A 22522-nucleotide genomic window follows, 5' to 3' on the forward strand; every position below is an offset into this window, starting at 1 on the left:
GTGAAACTTCATGTCGACTTTTGAAAAAGTAAGAGATATCGTTGTTGAGCAGCTTGGCGTTGAGCCGGACGAGGTCGCAATCGATTCTACTTTTATCGATGATCTGGGCGCTGATTCGCTGGACATCGTTGAGCTGATCATGGCTTTTGAAGAGGAATTCAACATTGAGATCCCGGACGAGGCTGCTGAGAAGATCAAGACGGTTCAGGATGTAGTTACCTACATTGACCAGCACAAATAAGATTGAGCGTCTTACCTTTTGAGAATCCCGTGAAGTTGCTTCGCGGGATTTTCTTAAGAGGTGAGATCGATTGGAGGAGTAACATTGAAACTTCCAGAGCTGAAGATTGGCAACAAGATTGCACGTGTACCGATCCAGCAGGGTGGTATGGCGATCCGCTTGTCAACGGCCCGTCTGGCGGCAGCTGTAGCGAACGAGGGCGGTATCGGCCTCATTGCCGCATCTGGTATGAGCCACGACGAACTGCGTTATGAAATCCGGCTCGCACGTTCGCTCACATCTGGTATCATCGGCATCAATATCATGGTAGCAGCCAGCGATTTTGCCGGCGTTGTCAAAACGGCAATCGATGAAGGCATCGATCTTGTCGTAGCAGGTGCAGGCTTCTCTCGTGATATGTTCGGACTCGGCAAGGAATCGGGAACGCCAATCGTTCCGATTGTTTCTTCCGTTAAATTAGCTAAAATCTCAGAGCGTCTTGGCGCCGCGGCTATCGTGCTTGAGGGCAAGGAAGCCGGCGGACACCTGGGGACGAATACGTCCGTGCGCGACCTCATTTCTTCGGTCAGCGCTGCGGTCAAGATTCCGGTCATCGCGGCCGGCGGCGTTCTCCATGGCCAGGACATCGTTGATATGATAAAGATGGGCGCTGCTGGCGTCCAGATGGGCTCGCGCTTTGCTGCTTCGGTCGAATCGAATGCGGCGCCGGCCCTCAAGGAATATTATCTGAAATCCAAACCGGAGGACATCGTCGTCATCCACAGCCCCGTGGGCCTGCCCGGCCGTGCCGTGCGCACGCCGTTCTCAGCCCGGGTCATGGAAGGCCCCGTACCTCCGAAGACTTGTGACGCATGCCTCAAGGCCTGCCGGCACAACTTCTGCATCATCCGCTCGCTCATCCGCGCACAGCAGGGTGATGTCGAGACGGGCCTTGTCTTTACCGGCGAATACATGCCGCGTATTGACAAGATCCTGTCCGTTCATGAGATTTTTGAACAGCTTTTGTCTGAGGCAGCAGCTGCGAAGTGACCGCTCTTGAAGAAAGTATCAGGAACGGATTTTGAGAGGAGTATTTGTTTTGAGTAATCGTGTAGTAATCACAGGCCTTGGCGCCATCACCCCAATCGGTACTGGTAAGGACGCATTCTGGCAGGGCCTCATGGAAGGCAAGAATGGTATCGGCAAGATCACCCGCTTCGATGCATCGGAATACCATGCTCAGATTGCCGGTGAAGTCAAGGATTTTGATCCTACCGCTTATATCGACAAAAAAGAAGCAAAGCGTATGGATCGTTATGCCCAGTTTGCTGTAGCTGCAGCAAAGCTCGCGATCGACGATGCCAAGCTCGACCTCGAGAATGAGAACCGTGATCGCATCGGCACGTACATCGGTGCCGGCATCGGCGGCATCGAGACGATGCATGCCCAGTACAAGAAGCTTTTCGACAAGGGACCGAGCCGCATCTCGCCGTTCTTCATCCCGATGATGATCGCGAATCTTGCCGCCGGCCAGGTTGCCATCACGTACAAGCTCCATGGTCCTTCCTCCTGCATCGTCACGGCCTGCGCAACGGGCACGAACTGCATCGGTGATGCCTTCCGCGTCATCCAGGAAGGCAAGGCGGACGTCATGGTCGCAGGCGGCACGGAAGCTGCCATCAGCGAGGCTGCTGTCGCCGGCTTTGCTGCCATGAAGGCACTCTGCATGGATCACAACGATGATCCGGAGCATGCATCGCGTCCGTTCGACAAGAACCGCAGCGGCTTCGTCATGGGCGAAGGTGCCGGCCTCGTCATCCTCGAGAGCCTCGAGCATGCCAAGGCACGCGGCGCGCATATCTATGCGGAGCTCGTCGGCTACGGCGCCAACTCCGATGCATACCATGTCACGAGCCCGGCTCCGGGCGGCGAGTACCAGGCAAAATGCATGCAGCTCGCACTCGATGATGCCGGCCTCAAGGCGGATGAAGTCGATTATATCAACGCACACGGCACGTCCACGCACCTCAACGATGAGGGCGAGACGATGGCCATCAAGTCGGTATGGGGCGAGGCCGCCAAGGATGTCTCCGTTTCCTCGATCAAGTCGATGACGGGTCATCTGCTTGGCGCTGCCGGTGGTGTCGAAGCTATTGCCACGGCTCTGGCCGTTGAGAACGACATGCTGCCGCCGACGATCAACTACGAGACGCCGGATGAGGGCCTCGACCTCGATTACGTCCCGAACAAGGCCAAGGCGAAGAAGGTACGCGCAGCCATCTCCAACAACTTCGGTTTTGGCGGCCACAATGCCTGCATCGTCATGAAGAAATACGCGGAGTAATTCGCCATGGGAACTGTTCGGAAGGAAAGCCGCCGCCAGGAACTCCTGACGCTCTCTGAGCGCCTCGGGGTCACGTTCCGTGACCTCGGGCTCCTGGATCAGGCACTGACGCATACCTCTTATGCGAATGAATCCAAACGGAACACCGCCCATAATGAACGCCTCGAGTTTCTCGGGGATGCTGTGCTGGAGCTTGCCTCCAGCACTTATCTTTATGAGCATTTCCCCGAGATGCCGGAAGGCGAGCTCACGCGCACGCGGGCGAGCATTGTCTGTTCGACGACGCTCGCCGGTCTGGCTGCGGGGCTGGGGCTCGGCGATTATCTGCTGCTGGGACACGGCGAGGAGATGGGGGGCGGCCGCACGCGCCAGACGAATCTCGAGGATGTCTTCGAGGCCGTCATCGGTGCGGTTTACCTTGACCAGGGCTGGGCTGCCGCCAAAGATTACGTCGTGCGCCAGCTCCGGGGGGAATTCCAGAAGGCGGAGCGGGGTGCCATCCTCAAGGACTACAAGACCATCCTGCAGGAGCGTGTCTTCCGCCGGGAAGGGCAGAGCATCGTCTACCGCCTCGTGCGCGAGACGGGCCCGGACCACGACAAGTCCTTCACCTTCGAGGTCGTCGTGACCGGCAAGGTCATGGGCGAGGGCACCGGCCGCAGCAAGAAGGAGGCCGAGCAGCATGCAGCGCGCATGGCGCTCGAGCGACTGGAAGCGAAGAAGTATACAAAATGAAATCCGGCAAGGTGCTGACAAGTGTCAGCACCTTGTTTTATAATAAAAAGAGTTAGCCAGAATGGAGGGCGATTTCATGCGAAAACTTACGATGCTCGGTACGGGCAATGCCATGGTGACGAAATGCTATAATACGTGCTTTTATCTGGAACTGGATAATGGCAGCTTGTTCCTGACGGACGCCGGCGGCGGCAACGGCATCCTGCGCCAGCTGGAACTGGCGGGCTTTGACTACCAGAAGTGTCATCACATGTTCGTGACGCATGGTCACACGGACCATGTGCTCGGCGTCATTTGGGTCATGCGCAAAGTGGCAGACCTCATGAACAAGGGCAAGTATCAGGGAGAATTCCACATCTACTGCCACGACGTCGTCATGGACATGCTGCTGACGATGACAAAGATGACGCTCAAGAAGAAGGATTTCGCGCGTGTCGGCACGAGCATCTTCCTGCATGAAGTCACGGATGGGGAGACGGTCACCTTCGAGGATGTGACGCTCACGGCCTTCGATATCCTTTCGACGAAAGCCAAGCAGTTCGGCTACGAGCTGCGCTTCAAGGACGGCATGCGCTTCACGTGCCTCGGCGACGAGCCGTATAACGAACACGACAGGCAGTATGCGGAGGGGGCAGACTGGCTGCTCGCCGAGGCATTCTGCAAGTACGGCGACCGCGACAAATTCAAGCCGTATGAGAAGAATCACAGCACGGTCAAGGAAGCCAGCGAGCTGGCAGAGGAACTCGGCGTCAAGAATCTCGTGCTCTATCATACGGAAGACAAGAGCATTGCGACGCGCAAGCAGGCTTACACGGCAGAGGCCAGGGAATACTATCACGGCAATGTCTTTGTGCCAGATGATCTCGATGTGATTCCGCTCGCCTGAGACATCAGAAAAGGGACTGCAAGGTAAAGCAGTCCCTTTTCTGATGAAAAGCCGCCACGAAGGGCGGCGCCGTCAGGAAAACATTTTTTCAACGGATTCATTGAGGATTTGCATGCTGGTATCGAGTGCGTCTACCTGCTGCGGAGACAGCCGCGCGAGACGCTGATCGAAGCGCTCGCGCACACAGTCGTCCTGTGACTCGAGCAGCTGCCGGCCGGACGTCGTGATGCTCAGCAGGCTGCGCCGGCGGTCGTCGGGGTCGCTGTGACGTTCGATATAGCCGATCGTCGTTAGCCTTTCAACGATTGTCGTCATCTGCTGCTTGGACAGATGCAGCGTGGAGCAGAGCTCGGAGATGCAGGCCGTATCGTGGCTCTGCAGCATGACGAGCACGCAGAACTGGTTGAGCGGTATGGGAATCTGTCCCTGCCGGTAAAAGTAATTGTGGATCAGGAGCACCATTTCCGTAAAACGCCTGGATAATAACGAATGGGGCTGCTTTTCTTTCTCTTCCATAGTAAATAACTCTCCCTCATGATCTGTTTCTTTTATCTCTTTTTTATCTTTATCATTTACCATAAAAAGGTCAGTGAAATACAGGATATCACTGGTCGAATATTGACTTTTGTTCAAATATAATATACTATAGATTCTATCGATAGTAAACATTTATTTACTATTCTGGAACAAGACAGATGGGAAATAACCGCAACGGAATGCAGGCGACGGGTGACCGGACCTCGTTCCAATATCAGAAAAGGAGGTCATCTGTTTGTTTTTTACGAAAAACAAAAAACTAAAGGCCCTGCTGCTGGCGGCGGCTCTCGCTACCTCGCCGGTGTTCATCGCCGGCTGCGGCAGCAGTCAGCAGGCCGCACAGTCCAAGGCCACCCAGGTCAAGGCCATGCAGGTCCTGCAGACCGATGCACCGATTTCCAGCGAGTATGCTGGCCAGGTCGTCGGCAAGGACGAGGTAAAGGTTCAGTCCAAGGTATCGGGCAAGATTGTCGAGAAGTATTTCCACGGCGGTGATCATGTCGATGCCGGACAGCCGCTCTATCGCCTCGATTCCCGCCAGTACGAGTCGGCCGTGCTCCAGGCTCAGGCCAATCTCGCGCAGTCGCAGGCAACGCTCTCGAATGCCGAGACCGATCTCTACCGCGATCAGTCCCTCCTGGCCGCTGATGCCATCTCGGAGCAGACGGTGACGACGCAGCAGGCGAACGTCAACGCCTATGCCGCAGCAGCCGCCGCCAATCAGGCACTCGTACAGAAGGCCCAGCAGGACCTCGATGATACGGTTGTCTATGCACCGATGTCCGGCCAGGTTTCCGTCGATGATGTCGCCGTCGGTACCTTTGCCACGGCCGGCAACACGAATCTCGTGACCATCGGTACGGTGGATCCCGTTTTCGTCCAGTTCAGCATTTCGGAAGCGGAGTATCTCAAATTCCGCAATATCCAGGCCATGCAGAGCGGTTCCGGCGACGCGATCAACGTCTCCGTCAAACTCTCGGATGGCACGACGTATCCGCTCGACGGACGCATCGTGCAGGCAGACCGTGCCCTCGCACAGAACACGGGTACACTGACCATCAAGGCCCTGTTCCCGAATCCGAACGGCCTGCTGCTGCCGGGAATGTTTGCCCGCGTCAAACTCACGGGCGAGACGATTCCGAATGCCATCCTCGTGCCGCAGCGCGCCGTGCAGCAGCTGCTCGACAAGACGTTTGTCATGGTCGTCGGCGAGGACGGCAAATCGGAGGCACGCAGCATCGAACTCGGCCAGCAGATCGGCAGCTATTATGTCGTCAAGAGCGGTTTGTCCGCCAGCGATAAGGTCGTGGTTGAAGGCCTCTCGAGCCTGACCGAGGGCAAGGATCTTGCCGTCACGATGGTAACGCCGGAGGAGATGGGCTTCTCCTTCGAGGAGGATACGACGCCGTACGATACGATGACGAACAGCGACAGCAGCAGTAATTAAGGAGGCGGCATCGTGTCTAAATTCTTTATTCACCGCCCGATATTCGCCATCGTCATCTCGCTGATCATCGTCATCGCCGGTTCCATTGCGGCGACGCAGCTGCCAATCGCGCAGTATCCGCAGATCTCGCCGCCGACGGTCAGCGTCAACACGACGTATACGGGCGCCAGTGCCTCGGTCGTCAACCAGACGGTCGCACAGATCGTCGAGGACCAGGTCAACGGCACGCAGGGCATGGATTACATGTCCTCGAGTTCCGATGATACGGGCCGCTACAGCCTGTCCGTGACGTTCAACGTCGGCACCGACGGCGATATGGACTCGGTCAAGGTCCAGAACAACGTGGCCACGGCCACGAGCCAGCTGCCTTCCGAGGTCCAGCAGGTTGGCCTGACGACGAAAAAATCTTCGAATGATATGGCCTACATGATGGCCTTCTATTCGCCGGACGGCATGTACGACCGTGCCTTCATGAAGAACTACGCAACGATTTATCTTCTCGATAAACTCAAGCGTATCGATGGCGTCGGTGAGGTCCAGGTCTTTGGTTCTGACTACGCGATGCGCGTCTGGCTCAACCCGGACCGTCTCGCGGAACTCGGCCTGACCGTGGCGGATGTCACGGCGGCCATCAAGGAACAGAATGTCCAGGCTCCGGCCGGTACGGTCGGAGCCATGCCGGTCAACAACGGGCAGGAAAAGCAGATGTCCGGCAAGATCGATGGCCGTCTGACGACGCCGGAGGAATTCGGCAACGTCATTATCAAATCGAATGGTGATGGCCAGTTTGTCCGCCTCAAGGATGTCTCGAGAATAGAGACCGGCTCGCAGTCAGAAGCCATTATTTCCAAATTCAAGGGCTATCCGGCTGTCGGTTTCGGCGTCAAGCTCACAAGTGATGCCAATGCCATGAAGACCATCGGCGAAGTCCGCAAGGTCTTCGAAGAAGCACAGGCTACGCTGCCGCCGGGCATGGAGATGTCGACGATCTTCGACTCCACGAGCTACATCAGCGCTTCCATCGAAGAAGTCATGATGACGTTCTTCGAGGCTCTGCTGCTCGTCGTCTTCGTTATCTTCATCTTCCTGCAGAACTGGCGCGCGACGATCATCCCGCTGCTCGCCGTCCCGGTCTCCCTGATCGGTACGCTCGGTGCGTTTATCATCCTTGACTTCACGATCAATACCCTGACACTCTTCGCCATGGTTCTCGCCATCGGCCTCGTCGTCGACGATGCCATCGTCGTCATCGAGAACGTCGAGAAGCATATGGAAGAGGGCCTGACGCCAGTCGATGCGACGGAACGCGCCATGGACGAGGTCCAGGGTCCGGTTGTCGCCATCGCCGTTGTCCTCTCGGCCGTATTCGTGCCGGTTGCGTTCCTCGGCGGCATGACGGGCGTCCTTTACAAGCAGTTTGCTTTGACCATCGCCGTGTCCGTCTGCCTTTCGGCCTTCGTGGCCTTGACGCTGACGCCGGCACTTTGTGCGATGATGCTCAAGAAGCATACGGAAAAAGACGATGAGGGCATCCTCGGACGCTTCTTCGTCAAGTTCAACAACTGGTTTGAGCGCACGAAACGCGGCTACGTTGGTGTCGTGGCCAAATTCATCCGCCACACGCGCCTGGCACTGATTTTCCTGCTCATCGTAGCGGGCTGTGCCGGCATCATTTTCCAGAAATTGCCTTCGACCTTTGTGCCAAACGAAGATCAGGGGTATTTGTTTGCTGCTGTTGAAATGCCGGATGGCACCTCGGCCAACCGTACGCAGGAGGTCATTGACCGCCTCAATACGGCGCTGATGGGCAGCGTCAAGGGTCTCGACAGCACGATGGCCATCACGGGCTTCTCGCCGCTTTCCGGCGGTTCTTCGTCGAGTGCCGGCATGATCGTCATCGGCATGAAGGACTGGTCGCAGCGCACGGATGCCGATGCTTCCGTCGATGCTGCCGTGCGCACGGCCTTTGGCATCGGCGCCAAGGTCGCGCCTGAAGCCACGGTCATCGCCATGAATCCGCCGGCTCTGCCGGGCCTCGGCATGACGGGCGGCTGGACGCTCCAGCTGCAGGATATGACGGGCCACAGCGAGACGGAACTCAACGATATCACGAAGAAAATCGTCGCTGAGGCCAACCAGCGCCCGGAGCTCGCCGGCGTGCGTTCGACGTATTCGGTTGGTTCTCCGGTTATCCAGTACGAGGTTGACCGCGAGAAGGTCAAGAACCTTGGCATCACGCTTTCCGACGTCTTCACGGCCATGCAGGTTAACTACGGCGGTTATCAGGTCAACGACTTCAACCGCTTCGGCCGCAGCTACAAGGTCATGCTGCAGGCAGACAACGATTACCGCAGCACGTCTGATGCCATGCGGTTCATCTTCGTCAAGTCGAGCTCGGGTACGATGGTCCCGCTCGATACGCTGCTGAGACCGAAACTCACGTCGGGTCCGTCGACGATTTCCCGCTTCAACGGCACGCGTTCCATCCAGATCACGGGCCAGACGGGCAATGGTTATTCCTCCGGACAGGCCATGAATGCCATCAAGGAAGTCGTCCAGCAGAATGCCGGCACGGGCTTCAACATCGAGTGGTCCGGCCAGAGCCGTGAGGAGGCCAAGGCCTCGAACTCAACGATGCAGGTTCTTGCATTGGCGCTCGTCTTCGTCTTCCTCTGCCTCGCAGCCCTCTATGAGAGCTGGAGCGTTCCGTTTGCCGTTCTGCTGACGGTGCCGACGGGTATCTTCGGTGCCCTAGTTTCGGAGTATGGTCTTTCCATTCTTGAAGCGATGTTCGGTCATCAGAACGCCGGCCTTCAGGACAGCGTTTACATGCAGATCGGTATCATCGCGATCATCGGTCTGGCTGCCAAGAACGCCATCCTGATCGTCGAGTTCGCGAAGGTCCGTGTCGACCGCGGCATGGAGCCTGTGAAGGCAGCACTTGAGGCTGCCGGACTCCGACTGCGTCCAATCCTCATGACCTCGTTCGCCTTCATCATCGGCTGTATCCCGCTGGCTGTTGCCACGGGCGCCGGTGCAGCCGCGCGTAACGGCATGGGTGTCGCCGTCGTCGGCGGCATGCTCTTTGCGACGGCCATGGGTATCTTCCTGATTCCCGTCTTCTTCGTCGCCATGGAGTGGATTGCCGCCAAGCTTGGCCTCGTCAAGCAGGAGCGCAAGAAATCCACGGCCGATTATATGTAAGAACCATCCCGTACATGCCGCTGGCATGACGGTCCTCTGGAACAGCCTTCCTTGTCAGGAAGGCTGTTCATTGTTATAATGGATATACTCAGCTGATTACAGTTCGTGAAAGGAGCGATACGATTGGCAGCAGATAAAACGGAAAAGAAAGATTTAAACAGCCGCCAGGAAGCCCTGGAGAATGCCTTGAAGAAAATCGAGAAGGATTTCGGCAAGGGCTCGATCATGCGTCTCGGCGATGCCAAGGCCAACATGGACATCGAGGTCATCCCGACGGGTATCCTGCCGCTCGATATTGCACTCGGCGTGGGCGGTGTGCCGCGCGGCCGCATCATCGAGGTCTATGGCCCGGAATCTTCCGGTAAGACGACGGTCACGCTGCACATGATTGCCGAAGCACAGAAGAATGGCGGCATCGCAGCCTTCATCGATGCCGAGCATGCACTCGACCCGGTCTATGCCGCCAAGCTCGGTGTCAATATTGACGATCTCCTGATCTCGCAGCCGGATACGGGCGAACAGGCGCTTGACATTGTCGATGCGCTCGTGCGCAGCGGTGCCATCGACATCATCGTCGTCGACTCGGTCGCTGCACTCGTGCCGAAGGCCGAGATCGAAGGTGATATGGGCGACAGCCACGTTGGCCTGCAGGCCCGCCTTATGAGCCAGGCCATGCGCAAACTCACGGGTATCATCGCCAAGTCCCGCACGGTCGCGATCTTCATCAACCAGATCCGCGAGAAGGTGGGCGTCATGTTCGGCAACCCTGAGACGACGACGGGCGGCCGCGCACTGAAATTCTATTCATCCGTGCGCCTCGATGTGCGCAAGATCGACACGATCAAACAGGGACAGGATGTCATCGGCAACCGCACGCGCATCAAAGTCGTCAAGAACAAGGTCGCGCCGCCGTTCCGCACGGCAGAGTTCGACATCATGTACGGTGAAGGCGTCTCGAAGCTTTCGAGCATCATCGATATGGGCGTTGACCTCGACATCGTCGACAAGAGCGGCGCCTGGTTCTCGTACGAGGGCACGCGTCTCGGTCAGGGCAAGGAGAACGCCAAGCAGTCGCTGCGTGAACAGCCGGAGGTATGTGCAGAAATCGAGGAGAAGATCCGCGCGAAGCTGCTTGACAATCCAGAAGCCGGCGACTCCCTGAAGCAGGTGGAAGCGGAAGTCCTGCAGGAACAGGAAGAGCATGCAGGCACGGATGACGAAGCATGATGTACCGCAGCTATCATGCGGGCTCGTCTTCCAGGCAGGAACCGGAGATGGGGAAAAGCCGGCGCACGCGGCGCTCGCGCCGCGCAGAGTCAGAGGACGGCAAGCGGTCAGGGCGCCCGCAGAAGACGGCGCTCGTAGCGGCCGTCGATATCCTCGCGCGCCAGGAGCAGAGTGAGCAAAAACTGCGCGAGAAGCTTTTGCGCAAGGGCTACGCAGAGGCAGATATCCAGGCTGCCATCGAGCGGCTCAAGGAACGCCACTACATCAACGATGCAGATGCCTGCGCACGCCAGTTCCAGTTCCTCTACGAGGAGAGCCGGAGCTCCGTGCGGCAGATCTGCCTGAAGCTCGTGCAGCGCGGCTTTGACCGGGAACTCGTGAAGAGCTGCGTGCCGCGCGATACGTATGCGCGCGAAAAGGCCGCGGCTCTGCGCGTGCTGGCACTGAAATCCCGCACCGAGGACCGGCAGAAGCTCATGGCCAGCCTGTTCCGCAAGGGCTTCGATGTCCGCGCCAGCCGCGCGGCGGTGGAGGCCTATCTGATGGATTCCCACGAAGATGCATGAATGAAAAGAGGGATTTGGTTTGAAAATCGCGAATAGTCACTTGGATGCGCAGGAGCTGCGCGAGAAATTCTTCAGCTGTGAGGGGCGGTTGAACCGCAAACCCTTCATCATGCGGCTCTTCGGGGTCATCATCGTCTCAACCGTCGTGGCGTTGCTCCTGTATTCCTTGTTTTTCAAGGGATTCGGCAGTCAGACGGCCGCCGAGGCCGTGACGACGATCGTTTCGATCATCGAGGTCATCTCCATCTACACGCTCGTTGCGCGCCGCCTGCACGACATCGGGTTTGGCAGGCCGCTGGCCGTCTTCTATCTCGTGGTCGGCATCCTGCAGCCGTTCTTCTTCCGTGCCATTGCGGGCCTGCCGCAGGACAGCATGGAAGCCGAGCTCGTGCAGGGCATCAATCTCTTCATGATGCTGCTCGTGGTCTGCCTGATGATGATCCGCGGCAACCGCGGACCCAATCCGTATGGCGAGGACCCGCTGGGACATTGAATGATATACACGATACATGGCGCTGCCGGGGTGTCCGGCGGCGCTTTTCTATGCCGTTCGTTGGAGCGGACGCGACGCTGACATGTGACGCGCGGCACAGGAGGCGTTTCTTTTTTTTCGCGGCTATGATATAATTTGGAAAAAGATAAGGTTTTTGATTGGGAGGAACAAAATTGAGCAAGCCTGCAAATGAAATGATTCTCGTGCTGGACTTCGGTGGCCAGTACAATCAGCTCATCGCGCGCCGCGTGCGTGAAAACCATGTTTACTGCGAAGTCCATCCGCAGTCGCTGTCCATCGAGAAAATCCGCGAGATGGCTCCAAAGGGCATCATCCTGACGGGCGGTCCGAACAGTGTTTACACGGAAGACGCCGTGACGTGCAGCCCGGAACTCTTCGAGCTCGGCATCCCGGTGCTCGGCATCTGCTACGGCTCGCAGCTCATGGCCCATCTTCTGGGCGGCAAGGTCGAGACGGCGCCGACGAGCGAGTACGGCAAGACGGAGGTCACGCTCAATGCGGCTGGCAAGAGCTCGAAGCTCTTCGCGGGTGTCCGGGAAAAGAGCATCTGCTGGATGAGCCATACGGACTACATCGCCGAGGCTCCTGAAGGGTTCACGGTCACGGCTTTCACGCCAGTCTGCCCGGTCGCTGCAATGGAGAATGAGGAACGCCGTCTCTATGCCACGCAGTTCCATCCGGAAGTCATGCACACGGAGCAGGGCAAGGAAATGCTCCACAACTTCGTCTACAGCGTCTGCGCCTGCAAGGGCGATTGGAAGATGGATTCGTTCGTCAAGACGACGATTGCAGAACTCAAGGCAAAGATCGGCACGGGCAAGGCACTCTGCGCCCTGTCCGGCGGTGTCGATTCCTCCGTGGCCGCTGTCCTGCTCTCGAAAGCCATCGGCAAGCAGCTGACGTGTGTCTTTGTCGACCACGGCCTGCTGCGCAAGGACGAGGGCGACCAGGTGGAGTCGGTCTTCGGCCCTGAGGGCCCGTATGACCTCAACTTCATCCGCGTCAATGCCAAGGACCGTTTCTACGAGAAGCTCAAGGGCGTGACGGAGCCGGAGAAGAAGCGCAAGATCATCGGCGAGGAGTTCATCCGCGTCTTTGAGGAAGAGGCCAAGAAGATCGGCGCCGTGGATTTCCTCGTACAGGGCACGATTTATCCGGATGTCATCGAGAGCGGCCTCGGCAAATCCGCGGTCATCAAGAGCCATCACAACGTCGGCGGCCTGCCGGACTTTGTCGACTTCAAGGAGATTGTCGAGCCGCTGCGCCTGCTCTTCAAGGATGAGGTGCGTGCAGCCGGCCGCGAACTCGGCCTGCCGGAGTACCTCGTGAACCGCCAGCCGTTCCCGGGCCCGGGCCTCGGCATCCGCATCATCGGTGAGGTCACAGCCGAGAAAGTCAAGATCGTGCAGGAAGCCGATGCCATTTACCGCGAGGAAGTCGCGAAAGCCGGCGTCGAGGGTCTTGGCCAGTACTTTGCCGCACTGACGAACATGCGCAGTGTCGGCGTCATGGGCGATGGCCGCACGTACGATTACGCCATTGCCCTGCGCGCAGTCATGACGAGCGATTTCATGACGGCAGAGAGCGCACAGCTGCCATGGGAGGTCCTGCAGAAGACGACGAGCCGCATCGTCAACGAAGTCAAGGGCGTCAACCGCGTGCTCTACGATTGCACGGGCAAACCGCCTGCAACCATCGAGTTTGAATAAAAATTACTTTTTTAAGTTTTTCGTGAAGCGTTACCTGCTTTCCTTATGGAAATGACAGGTAACGTTTTTTATGTTGTAGATGTAAATGTATCGCGCATATATTGGATCAATTGTTGCACGGCCTGAGAAAGATAGCGTTGCGGATTGGTCAGAACGTGGAACGTCCTCCTGCTATCCATGCCTGCTAGGCGATAAAAGCATAGAGAACTATGTAAGCCGGTAATAAGATGATCGCTTAAAAAGGTGGCCGCAAACCCTGCTTCTGCCAGGTGATAGGCTGTAGCCATCTGAGAGAGTTCCAATTTGACGATGGGTTCGATACCGGCTTGATGGAAGAAATCCATGACGCGTTGACGCAGATTATTCCCTTCATGCAGTACAATCAATGGCTCCCTGTAAAATCCGGCAAGAGGCACTTCTGGGCAATCTGAGGTAAGATGACGACATGCTGCAATATCTTCAGCCGTCAGAGCTTGTTCCCTGTATTGCCGGTTCACAGGAAATGATTGCGGAACAGCCAACAATATGGTATCGGCGAACAAGGGACAGCTGTCAAAGGCTTTGATGATAGTGCCATCACAACTGAAGGTTATATCGATTTCACGGTGTTTCAACTGTTTCGCCATGAGGTAGGAACTACCTTCTGACAGATGAAACTGGATGTTCGGAAATTGCTGCTGGAATCCGGTTAAAACAGGCGGAAGAATGTAAGCGTTGATATAGTGGCTGCTGCCAATCGTGACTTCGCCCGTATTTAGTTGACGGATGTCGTTTAAGCGCTGGTAAAGATCCTGTTCAAGATACCTTTCCTGTTCAATGGCATCCAGATAAATCCGTCCGGCAGGCGTCAAGCTAATGGGACGGGTGCTCCGGTCAAAGAGCGGCATGCCAATATCCGCTTCCAGCTTGGCAATGGCAATACTGAGTGCTGGTTGCGTCATAAACAAAGCTTCCGCTGCTTTGGAAAAACTTTTCTGTCGATAGATTTCATAAACATAGCGCATATTCTGTTGCATAAAATCACGTCCTTTTCCACTTTTTATATTATAATCTAAATTTTATAGATATGTAAAATATATAAATTTGAAATAATGAATATTTTTGCGTATGCTATAGATAAGCAAGGGGAATGAGGATGTTCCCCAGGAGTTCATGATGTGGATGGAGGAAATGAAGATGGGGCAAGAAAAAATCAATGCATTATTAATGGATCCAAAGGATAATGTAGTGACTTGTGTCAGTGAAATACCAGAAGGTACGCTGGTGACATATCAGGATGGAGCAGGATGCAAAAAACTTTCTGCTAGGGGAGATATTCCTTACTGTCATAAGATTGCCCTTCAGGACTTGCCGGCAGGTGCCGAGGTCATCAAATATGGAGAAAGTCTGGGAAAGCTTATCGCTCCGGTAAAGCAAGGACAATGGATTGCAGAACACAATTTGAAAAGCGTGCCACGTGATTACGATCATGAGTTGGCGGATGAGACGTTTGTCATGAATGCAACGCAGTCAGCAGGCGCTCCAGCTCTTGAGCCTTGGCAATTCTGGGGCTATCGGCGTGCAAAAGGCCGTCCCGGCATCCGCAACCATGTATTGATTTTGCCGGCTTGTGCTTGTGGCAGTGAATGCTGCCGCATCGTGGCCAGTCAGGTACGTGGTGCTGTCAATATTGTCTTTAATACGGGCTGTTCCGATGTAGAGGCCAATACTGCCATGAGCCAGAAAGTCTTGACAGGATTTGCCTGTAATCCCAATGTTTATGGTGTGGTCATCATCGGTTTAGGCTGTGAGACGGTTCCACATGCCAAGCTGCGTGCTAAGATTGAACAAATGACGAGCAAGCCTGTTGCTTCGTTTGGCATCCAGGAAGAAGGCGGCACGCTCAAAACGATTGAGAAAGCTGTTCGGGCAGCTCGCGATATGGCCCAGCAGGCTGCCATGCAGCAGAAAGAACTCTTCCCTGTGTCGGAATTCTTTCTTGGGATTGAATGTGGCGGCTCGGATGCAACTTCTGGGATAGCCAGCAATCCAGCTGTTGGGGAATTGAGTGATATCTTGGTTGATATGGGTGCGACATCCATGATGAGCGAATCCATTGAGTGGATTGGTGGCGAACATATCCTGGCAAAACGAGCGGCAACACCGGAGATCCAGCATAAAATCATCGAGGTTTGTCGCGCCTACGAAGCACATCTGGCCGCAGCTGGTCAGGATTGTCGCGCTGGTCAGCCGACGCCGGGCAATAAAGCAGGTGGCCTGTCAACATTGGATGAAAAGAGTCTGGGGTGTATCCGTAAAGGTGGCACGCGTCCAATTGTAGAAGTCTTAGAGCAAGCACAGCGTCCCACGCAAAAGGGAGCCATCGTCATGGACACGGCTGGATATGATATTTCATCTGTGACTTCCATGGTTGCTGCTGGTTGTCAAGCTGTTATCTTTACGACGGGGCGCGGCACACCAACCGGCAATGCCATTGTACCAGTCTTTAAGGTTACGGCGAATGAGCGAACGTATCAGCATATGGAAGACAATATGGATAAGGATTTAAGCCCCATTATCCGCGGAGAAAAGACGTACCAGCAGATGGGAAGGGAAATGGTCAGAGACATGGAGGCCATCGCTAACGGCCGCATGACCAAAGCCGAAGCGTTCGGCTTCTCCGATATTGCCGTCGATCATGTTTGCCGTTATGTTTAAGCAATAACAAGAACCATCAACAGCCACTCAATCACGTTGAATGAGTGGCTGTTTGTTTTCGGCTGCAATTGGTGGTTGGAATCAGCTATGATAAAATAGAGAATAGCATCAGTTGTGAACGGATTCATGAGGTGAGGGAAAGGCCGTATCTTGCAAAACGTTCCATCTTTCAGTCTGATGCAGGTCTTTTCAGATTGTGTGGAATTTTTAGTACATACAATGTGATTGTGTAAGCGGGAGGGAGCTTTATGGAGTTTTCAACGTTAGCGAAAAATCTTGAAAAGAGGGGGTATCGTGTTACGGTCTGTCGCACGAAGGAGGAAGCTGCCGCGTATCTTGATGCGACAATTCGCGGCAAGACCGTTGGTATGGGCGGCTCGGTGACACTCAATACGCTCGGCCTCTATGAGAAACTGCAGCTGCACAACAAGGTGTACTGGCACTGGCGTCAGAAGATGACGCCGGAAGCGGCCAAACTCGCTTCGTATCAAGCCGACGTGTATCTTTCGTCACTCAACGGCGTGGCCGAGACGGGCGAACTCGTCAACATCGATGGCAACTGCAACCGTGTGGCTGCGACGCTTGCGGCACATGAACGTGTCTGTTTCGTCGTCGGCAGGAACAAGGTGGCACCGACGCTGGAAGCTGCCATCCATCGCGCACGCAATATCGCCGCGCCGAAGAATGCCCAGCGCCTGGGCTGCAAGACGCCCTGCGCCGTCAAGGCCGATCATTGCTACGATTGCAAGAGTCCCGAGCGCATCTGCCGCACGCTCAATGTGCTCTGGGATAAACCGCTCTCGAAGACCGTCTATGAGGTCGTGCTGATTGATGAGGACCTCGGCTACTGAGACAGAAAATTTTGGCGGAGCGCCTGCCGCTGCGAACACCAGTCTTCTGGCAATAAATAAGAAGCTAAAAAGAGTCCCGCTGTGAAAGGAATCGTGGCCTTTCGCAGCGGAACTCTTTTTATGGCTCAGCGAATCCGGGCATGCGCGGCAAGATAATCTTCGAGGCGCTTTAAATGCGGATGCTGACGCAGTTCTTCGGGAACGTACGTGATGAGCATGCTGCCCGTCACGAGGTTCACACGGGCGTCGGTGACGCCGGCGAAGGATTTCACATAGGTGGTCAGCTGGCTGGCGAGCGCGTTGTTGCCGGCCAGTGCGAGGTTGTAGACGCGCACGCGGCCCGGTGCGAAGCTGCCGATGTCCGTACCGGCGAGCAGAGCGGCAAGCGTCGTCGTCTCGGCCTTGCCGGCTGTCTCCTTGGCCATCTGCATGGCTCCCTGCCGGAAGCGCATGAGATCGGCGCGCATTTTCTTGCGATGCTGGACGGCGTGCAGGATGGAGAGGATGCCCCAGACGGCACCGCAGGCGACGTGCAGCCGCTTGTTGGTGAACATTGTGGCGACCGTGGCGATGCCGCTGACGGTGAGCGGGATACCCAGTGGGAAATTCTTGACTTTCATGGTGATGACCTCCTTTTTTGATAATTATATTCAATTTTACTGACAGATTCAACGTCAGATTGGCGATTGTCCTGAAAAATATTCGCAAGACCTTTTCAGAGACAGGGATTTGTGAGAAAATAGGAAGGTATTGGAAGGAGGCAATCTATGATTGACGTAGAGCATCTCGTAAAATGCTTTCCACATAAAGATAAGAGCGGCCGGGAAACGGTAAAGACGGCCGTCCATGACCTGAGCTTTTCGGTGGACAAGGGCGAGATTTTCGGCCTTTTGGGACCGAACGGTGCAGGCAAGACCACGACCATCCGCATGATGACCATGCAGACGCGTCCGACTTCGGGGATTATCCGTTACGATGGCCTCGATACGGCGAAGGATCCGCAGGCCATCAAGTCGTATCTCGGCGTCGTACCCCAGCATATCAATTTCGATCAGGACCTGACAGTCGGGGAGAACCTGGAGCTGCATGCACGGCTCCACCATATGAGCCGCCGGGAGCGCCAGCAGCGCATTGCGGAGCTGCTCGATTACGTGGAGCTCAGCGACGTCGTGCACGATGGCGTGCGGCGCCTGTCGGGCGGCATGAAGCGCCGGCTGCTGATCGTCCGCGCGCTGATCCATCATCCGCGCATCCTCTTTCTCGATGAGCCGACGGTCGCACTTGACCCGCAGGTAAGGCGGCGCATCTGGGAGCTCGTGCGCGGCATGGCGGCGCACGGCGTCACCATTTTCCTCACGACGCATTACATCGAGGAGGCCGAAGCACTCTGTGACCGCGTGGCCATCCTGAACAAGGGTGAGCTCATCGATCTCGACAGCCCGGCACATCTGCGCGAAAAGACGAATCTGCCGAATCTGGAGGAAGTATTCCTGGCCATGACGGACAAGGACGAGGGGAGGAGACGCCGGTGAAGTACCATTATTTCGAGGATGTCTGGACGGTCTTCTGGCGCGACTGGGTCGTGCTCAAACGCCGCATGACGAAATTCATCCTGTCGCGCATGGTCGCGCCAATGCTCTACCTCGTCGCGTTCGGCTGGGGACTTGGCCGCAGCATCCAGGTGGATTCCGGCACGTATCTCGATTTCATCGTGCCGGGCATTCTCGCACTCAATTCCATGAACATCAGCTTCAACAGCATCACGCCGGTACACGCGGAACGCATCTACCACAAGAGCCTCGAGGAGTACATCATCGCGCCCATCTGGCCTGATGCCTTCGTCATCGGCAAGGTGGCGGCGGCCGTGCTGCGCGCGCTGATATCCTCGGCGATCATCGTCATCCTCGCGCTTCTCTTCGGCGCGCATTTCACGATGACGCCGCTCTTCTTCTGCGTGCTGGTGCTCAACTGCATCATCTTTGCCGAGATTGGCTTCCTCGCAGCGATGAAGATCAATACGTACGAGGAGATGGCGCAGGTCAACACGTACATCCTGCTGCCGATGTCGTTTCTCTGCGGCACGTTCTTTTCGACGCAGGCGCTGCCTTCCCTGGTGCGCCTGGTCATCGAGGTGCTGCCGCTCACGCATACGAGCTATCTCTTGCGCGGGCTCGGCAGCGGGGCGGAGGTATCGTATCTTTCGCTGCTCGTCCTGTTGATCTACGCTTTCATCGGCCTTGTATGGGGCAGCCGTTCGTTCCGCGAACTCACAGAATGACGCTATTTTTGCATACATGCGGCAGCATGTTTTCCGGACTGCCAGAAAGGATAAAGGATATACATTTTGTTCAAGACGATTTTACATCATCATGCGACTTCCTGCACGGACTGCAAGAAGCTCTGCTGTACGAAAATCGAGAATTTCGGCGTGAAGATCGGGCGTCTGACCATCTTCGAGGATGTGAACATCCACATCCACTGCGGCCAGCTCACGGCCCTCATCGGCCCGAACGGCGCGGGCAAGAGCACGCTTCTCAAGGCCATTCTCGGCGAGATCCCGCATACGGGCACGCTGCATTACGTCGATGCCAAGGGCAAGCATACGGGCCATCCGCTCATCGGCTACGTGCCGCAGTACCTGCGCTTCGATGTCAGCGCGCCGACTAGCGTCATGGATATCTTCATGGCCTGCCTGACGAATCGCCCCGTCTGGCTCTGCTCGGCCAGATCCCTGCGGCCGCGTGTCTTGAAGAGCCTCGCGCGCGTCAAGGCGGAGCATCTCATTGACCGGCGGCTCGGTGCGCTCTCAGGCGGTGAGCTTCAGCGCGTGCTGCTGGCACTGGCCCTCGATCCGATGCCGGATCTCCTGCTGCTCGATGAGCCCGTTTCGGGTGTCGACCAGAACGGACTCGAGCTCTTCTACGAGATCGTGGCGGATCTGCGCGAGAAGGAAGATATGGCCATCATCCTCATCTCGCATGACCTCAACATGGTGGCCCGCCATGCCGACCAGGTCGTGCTGATGAACAAGGGCGTCGTCATGAGCGGTACACCGGAGGAAGTGTTTGCCGATGCGCGCACGAAGAAGATCTTCGGCATGCTCGCCGGTGAGACAGCCGCAGAGGCGGCCGCGGAGAGGGGGAACGCCTGATGGAAACCGTTTATTCCCTGCTCGACCTGCTGCCGTTTGCCTTTCTCGGCAGCGATTTCATGAAGAATGCCTTCCTGGCCATCGTGCTCGTGACGCCTCTTTTCGGCCTGCTCAGCACGATGGTCGTGTCAAACCGCATGGCCTTCTTCTCCGATTCGCTTGGACACGGAGCCTTCACGGGCATTGCCATCGGCGTGCTCCTGGGCTCTGTATCGCCGCTTTTGTCGCTCGTCATCTTCTCCGTACTCTTCGCACTTTTCATCACCTGGATCAAGAACAAGAGCACGGCCTCGACCGATACGATCATCGGCGTGTTCTCATCGACGGCCATCGCACTGGGCCTCATGATCATGAGCCATGGCGGCGGCTTCAACAAATTCTCCTCGTATCTCATCGGTGACATCCTGAGCATCTCGCCCGACGATCTTATGGCACTGGCCGTGGTCTTCGTGCTCGTCGTGGCCGCATGGTGCCTGATCTTCAACCGTTTGCTGATTCTTTCCATTAATCCGTCGTTCGCGCGGAGCCGCGGCATCCATTCGCTGCTGGTGGAGAGCCTGTTCGCCTCGCTGCTGGCCATCGTGGTATCCATCAGTATCCAGTGGGTCGGCATCCTCATCATCAATGCTCTGCTGGTCCTGCCGGCTGCGGCGGCACGCAACGTCACGAACAACGTGAAGCAGTACCACGTCGTTTCCGTCCTCGTCGCGATGTTCTCGGGCTTTGCGGGCCTTGTCATCGCCTATTACTGCAACATGGCTGCCGGTGCGACCATCGTCGTCATCGCCGCCATTCTCTTCTTCATCACACTGTTCCTCAAACCGTTCTTTGCACGCTGAGCGGCCTTGGCAGAAATATCGCCTGGCTGGCCGGACAAGATTCCTCTTGTCCGGCTTTTCTGGTTTCCGGGGTGATTTTACCAGCTGTTCAAGGGAGAGACGAAAAGGATTTCGCCTTGTTTTCGCGAATACTCCTTATATAAGGAAGGTGATTGATATGGAATACAAGAAACTCGATGAAACGCGCTGGCTGCTACGCCTTGATCCCGATGATGAAATCATCGCTTCGCTGGGAACGCTGGCAGTGGAAGAAGGCATCCGTCTCGCGATGGTGCAGGGCCTTGGTGCGGTCAAGAAAGTCGTCATGGGTGTTTACAATGTGCCGAAGCAGGCATACAAAGCCAATACGCTCACAGGGGCTTACGAGATGCTCTCGCTTACGGGTACGCTTGACACGATGCAGGGCAAGCCTTACAGCCATCTGCACATCGCGGTCGGGGATGAGGAAGGCCATGCGCACGGCGGCCATCTCAATGAAGCCGTCATCAGCGCGACGGCTGAAATCATCGTGACGGCTCTGCCGGGTGAGATCGACCGGGTGCGCAGTGAGCAGACGGGCCTCAACATCTGGAAATTCTGAGGGAAGCGGGGATGGTCATGACCCAGCAGAATCAGCCGGCTGCCGCCAGCCTTGAGAAGCGGTATGTGGAACTCGGGGAGTTCCTGGAGATCTTTCAGCCCATCTATGCCCGGCGGCTCAAGAAGACGCGGCTGGATACCATGCGCTTTGCCTACTATACGAGCGCCGGCACGGGAATCAATATCCTCAAGGGGCATCAGCTCTGGATGCGGGCAGCAGCCTGCATGAATGACTATCGGGAAATCGATTACGGCATCCAGCTGCTCAACAAGACGATCTATGGCTCCGATTACCGCCGCGAACGCATCCAGAAACTCGCGGCGCGTCTCGACTGGGGCGATAATGTGCTCGATTCCATGATGAGCGATCTCAACCGCAATGAGCAGCGCTACATCACGCATACATACCTGGCCTGCGTGGCCGAGCAGCGCCCGCGCGAGAAGGGCAAGGGGCGCCTCTCAATGTGGCGTGCCTATGGCAGGAAGACTGGCGTGGCTTTCGTGCTGAAGCCCAAGGCCATTTTTCGCCCGCTCGCCCCGCTGCCGCTGGTGCTGACACCCGTGGAATATCTGAGCCAGTCTCAGTTTACCGAAGGCTTTGACTGGATGCTCGACAATATCGAAGCACATCTCGATGCCCTGCAACGCTATGAGCCGGCCAAGGTCCTCGAGTACTTCGTCAACATGCTGATGATGTCGCTCTTTTCCATCAAGAATCCGGGCTTCGTGGAGGAACGCGAGTGGCGTTTTGTCTATCATGAGACGGCTAGCAGCCGCCTGCATCACGATATCGTGGTCGTCGACGGCATCCCGCAGATCATTTACAAGCTGCCGTTCTGCGGTCCGGGAGATAAGGAGCCTGGCGTGCCCCTTGAGGAAGCGCTGGAAGAAATCATCATCGGCCCGAGCCAGTACGCCGATGTCATCCAGGCGGCCTTCGTGCGGATGCTCGAGGAGATCGGCATCGGCAATGCCAGCGAACGTGTCAGCAAAAGCAACATCCCCCTGCGCTGAAG

At 56.4% G+C, this 22522-nt stretch carries 22 protein-coding genes; 19 read left to right on the plus strand and 3 right to left on the minus strand.

The window, feature by feature from the left end; translation table 11 throughout:
- Positions 1-10 precede the first annotated feature (10 nt).
- The 5 genes from DWZ54_RS07565 to DWZ54_RS07585 all read left to right on the plus strand — a co-directional run bounded on the left by DWZ54_RS07565 (position 11) and on the right by DWZ54_RS07585 (position 4185).
- Positions 11-241 (plus strand): acyl carrier protein, encoded by a 231-nt coding sequence (locus DWZ54_RS07565; protein ID WP_118013741.1) that lies wholly within the window; start codon positions 11-13, stop codon positions 239-241.
- An 84-nt stretch (positions 242-325) separates the two neighbouring features.
- A complete protein-coding gene (locus DWZ54_RS07570) occupies positions 326-1270 on the plus strand; it encodes a nitronate monooxygenase family protein (RefSeq protein ID WP_118475254.1) in 945 nt (314 codons plus the stop codon).
- Positions 1271-1319: 49 nt separating this feature from the next.
- Positions 1320-2564, plus strand: a complete 1245-nt coding sequence (fabF, locus tag DWZ54_RS07575; RefSeq protein ID WP_118013745.1) for a beta-ketoacyl-ACP synthase II — start codon at positions 1320-1322, stop codon at positions 2562-2564.
- A gap of 6 nt (positions 2565-2570) precedes the next feature.
- Positions 2571-3299: a ribonuclease III gene (rnc, locus tag DWZ54_RS07580; RefSeq protein ID WP_118475256.1), complete on the plus strand. Its 729-nt coding sequence runs from the start codon at positions 2571-2573 to the stop codon at positions 3297-3299.
- Positions 3300-3375: 76 nt separating this feature from the next.
- Positions 3376-4185 carry an MBL fold metallo-hydrolase gene (locus DWZ54_RS07585; protein ID WP_118475352.1) on the plus strand — a complete coding sequence of 270 codons (810 nt, stop codon included), beginning with the start codon at positions 3376-3378 and terminating at the stop codon, positions 4183-4185.
- A 72-nt stretch (positions 4186-4257) separates the two neighbouring features.
- Here DWZ54_RS07585 and DWZ54_RS07590 read toward each other — a convergent pair whose 3' ends face one another.
- The gene (locus DWZ54_RS07590) at positions 4258-4701 is read right to left on the minus strand and encodes a MarR family winged helix-turn-helix transcriptional regulator (protein ID WP_158573637.1); all 444 of its coding nucleotides are present in this window, start codon (positions 4699-4701) and stop codon (positions 4258-4260) included.
- 256 nt (positions 4702-4957) lie between these two features.
- Here DWZ54_RS07590 and DWZ54_RS07595 point away from each other — a divergent pair, with 256 nt between their 5' ends.
- The 6 genes from DWZ54_RS07595 (at position 4958) to guaA (ending at position 13389) form a co-directional block, all read left to right on the plus strand.
- Complete coding sequence (locus tag DWZ54_RS07595; RefSeq protein ID WP_118475260.1) at positions 4958-6169, plus strand: efflux RND transporter periplasmic adaptor subunit; 1212 nt, start codon at positions 4958-4960, stop codon at positions 6167-6169.
- Positions 6170-6181: 12 nt separating this feature from the next.
- The gene (locus DWZ54_RS07600; RefSeq protein WP_118475262.1) at positions 6182-9373 is read left to right on the plus strand and encodes an efflux RND transporter permease subunit; all 3192 of its coding nucleotides are present in this window, start codon (positions 6182-6184) and stop codon (positions 9371-9373) included.
- A 123-nt stretch (positions 9374-9496) separates the two neighbouring features.
- On the plus strand, positions 9497-10600 hold the full coding sequence (recA, locus tag DWZ54_RS07605; RefSeq protein ID WP_118475264.1) for a recombinase RecA: 1104 nt from the start codon (positions 9497-9499) through the stop codon (positions 10598-10600).
- 47 nt (positions 10601-10647) lie between these two features.
- Positions 10648-11166 carry a regulatory protein RecX gene (locus tag DWZ54_RS07610; RefSeq protein ID WP_369974322.1) on the plus strand — a complete coding sequence of 173 codons (519 nt, stop codon included), beginning with the start codon at positions 10648-10650 and terminating at the stop codon, positions 11164-11166.
- A gap of 19 nt (positions 11167-11185) precedes the next feature.
- Entirely contained in the window at positions 11186-11659 is a 474-nt protein-coding gene (locus tag DWZ54_RS07615) for a DUF805 domain-containing protein (RefSeq protein ID WP_147369910.1), read from the plus strand.
- A gap of 194 nt (positions 11660-11853) precedes the next feature.
- Complete coding sequence (guaA, locus tag DWZ54_RS07620; RefSeq protein WP_118475354.1) at positions 11854-13389, plus strand: glutamine-hydrolyzing GMP synthase; 1536 nt, start codon at positions 11854-11856, stop codon at positions 13387-13389.
- Between the two features lie 68 nt (positions 13390-13457).
- On the opposite strand, the gene DWZ54_RS07625 is transcribed toward guaA, so the two are convergent.
- A complete protein-coding gene (locus DWZ54_RS07625; RefSeq protein WP_118475268.1) occupies positions 13458-14405 on the minus strand; it encodes a LysR family transcriptional regulator in 948 nt (315 codons plus the stop codon).
- 145 nt (positions 14406-14550) lie between these two features.
- Here DWZ54_RS07625 and DWZ54_RS07630 point away from each other — a divergent pair, with 145 nt between their 5' ends.
- Positions 14551-16086, plus strand: a complete 1536-nt coding sequence (locus DWZ54_RS07630) for a UxaA family hydrolase (protein ID WP_199663298.1) — start codon at positions 14551-14553, stop codon at positions 16084-16086.
- Positions 16087-16334: 248 nt separating this feature from the next.
- Positions 16335-16937 carry a lactate utilization protein gene (locus tag DWZ54_RS07635; RefSeq protein ID WP_118475270.1) on the plus strand — a complete coding sequence of 201 codons (603 nt, stop codon included), beginning with the start codon at positions 16335-16337 and terminating at the stop codon, positions 16935-16937.
- 125 nt (positions 16938-17062) lie between these two features.
- Here the strand turns inward: DWZ54_RS07635 and DWZ54_RS07640 are convergent, their stop codons facing one another.
- Positions 17063-17557 carry an HMA2 domain-containing protein gene (locus DWZ54_RS07640; RefSeq protein WP_118475272.1) on the minus strand — a complete coding sequence of 165 codons (495 nt, stop codon included), beginning with the start codon at positions 17555-17557 and terminating at the stop codon, positions 17063-17065.
- Between the two features lie 147 nt (positions 17558-17704).
- On the opposite strand from DWZ54_RS07640, the gene DWZ54_RS07645 reads away from it, so the two are divergent.
- From DWZ54_RS07645 to DWZ54_RS07670, 6 genes are all read left to right on the plus strand, one after another.
- Positions 17705-18469, plus strand: coding sequence for an ABC transporter ATP-binding protein (locus DWZ54_RS07645; protein WP_118475274.1), 765 nt, complete (start codon positions 17705-17707; stop codon positions 18467-18469).
- Positions 18466-19215, plus strand: coding sequence for an ABC transporter permease (locus tag DWZ54_RS07650; protein ID WP_255418119.1), 750 nt, complete (start codon positions 18466-18468; stop codon positions 19213-19215). Before DWZ54_RS07645 ends, DWZ54_RS07650 begins: the two co-directional genes overlap by 4 nt.
- A 66-nt stretch (positions 19216-19281) precedes the next feature.
- Positions 19282-20088, plus strand: a complete 807-nt coding sequence (locus tag DWZ54_RS07655; protein ID WP_118013793.1) for a metal ABC transporter ATP-binding protein — start codon at positions 19282-19284, stop codon at positions 20086-20088.
- Positions 20088-20927: a metal ABC transporter permease gene (locus DWZ54_RS07660; protein WP_118475276.1), complete on the plus strand. Its 840-nt coding sequence runs from the start codon at positions 20088-20090 to the stop codon at positions 20925-20927. Before DWZ54_RS07655 ends, DWZ54_RS07660 begins: the two co-directional genes overlap by 1 nt.
- A gap of 157 nt (positions 20928-21084) precedes the next feature.
- Positions 21085-21507 carry a PPC domain-containing DNA-binding protein gene (locus DWZ54_RS07665; RefSeq protein WP_118475277.1) on the plus strand — a complete coding sequence of 141 codons (423 nt, stop codon included), beginning with the start codon at positions 21085-21087 and terminating at the stop codon, positions 21505-21507.
- Positions 21508-21524: 17 nt separating this feature from the next.
- Complete coding sequence (locus DWZ54_RS07670; RefSeq protein WP_158573638.1) at positions 21525-22520, plus strand: DUF2971 domain-containing protein; 996 nt, start codon at positions 21525-21527, stop codon at positions 22518-22520.
- Positions 22521-22522: the final 2 nt, after the last annotated feature.

This window comes from Mitsuokella sp. AF33-22 (assembly GCF_003475755.1).
Taxonomy (GTDB): Bacteria; Bacillota; Negativicutes; order Selenomonadales; family Selenomonadaceae; genus Mitsuokella.

Coding starts and splice junctions, on each gene's coding strand:
- DWZ54_RS07565 (WP_118013741.1), top strand. CDS start 11: ATGTCGACTTTTGAAAAAGTAAGAGATATCGTTGTTGAGCAGCTTGGC.
- rnc (WP_118475256.1), top strand. CDS start 2,571: ATGGGAACTGTTCGGAAGGAAAGCCGCCGCCAGGAACTCCTGACGCTC.
- DWZ54_RS07585 (WP_118475352.1), top strand. CDS start 3,376: ATGCGAAAACTTACGATGCTCGGTACGGGCAATGCCATGGTGACGAAA.
- DWZ54_RS07590 (WP_158573637.1), bottom strand. CDS start 4,701: ATGGAAGAGAAAGAAAAGCAGCCCCATTCGTTATTATCCAGGCGTTTT.
- DWZ54_RS07610 (WP_369974322.1), top strand. CDS start 10,648: ATGGGGAAAAGCCGGCGCACGCGGCGCTCGCGCCGCGCAGAGTCAGAG.
- guaA (WP_118475354.1), top strand. CDS start 11,854: ATGATTCTCGTGCTGGACTTCGGTGGCCAGTACAATCAGCTCATCGCG.
- DWZ54_RS07625 (WP_118475268.1), bottom strand. CDS start 14,405: ATGCAACAGAATATGCGCTATGTTTATGAAATCTATCGACAGAAAAGT.
- DWZ54_RS07630 (WP_199663298.1), top strand. CDS start 14,551: ATGGAGGAAATGAAGATGGGGCAAGAAAAAATCAATGCATTATTAATG.
- DWZ54_RS07635 (WP_118475270.1), top strand. CDS start 16,335: ATGGAGTTTTCAACGTTAGCGAAAAATCTTGAAAAGAGGGGGTATCGT.
- DWZ54_RS07640 (WP_118475272.1), bottom strand. CDS start 17,557: ATGAAAGTCAAGAATTTCCCACTGGGTATCCCGCTCACCGTCAGCGGC.
- DWZ54_RS07645 (WP_118475274.1), top strand. CDS start 17,705: ATGATTGACGTAGAGCATCTCGTAAAATGCTTTCCACATAAAGATAAG.
- DWZ54_RS07660 (WP_118475276.1), top strand. CDS start 20,088: ATGGAAACCGTTTATTCCCTGCTCGACCTGCTGCCGTTTGCCTTTCTC.
- DWZ54_RS07665 (WP_118475277.1), top strand. CDS start 21,085: ATGGAATACAAGAAACTCGATGAAACGCGCTGGCTGCTACGCCTTGAT.
- DWZ54_RS07670 (WP_158573638.1), top strand. CDS start 21,525: ATGACCCAGCAGAATCAGCCGGCTGCCGCCAGCCTTGAGAAGCGGTAT.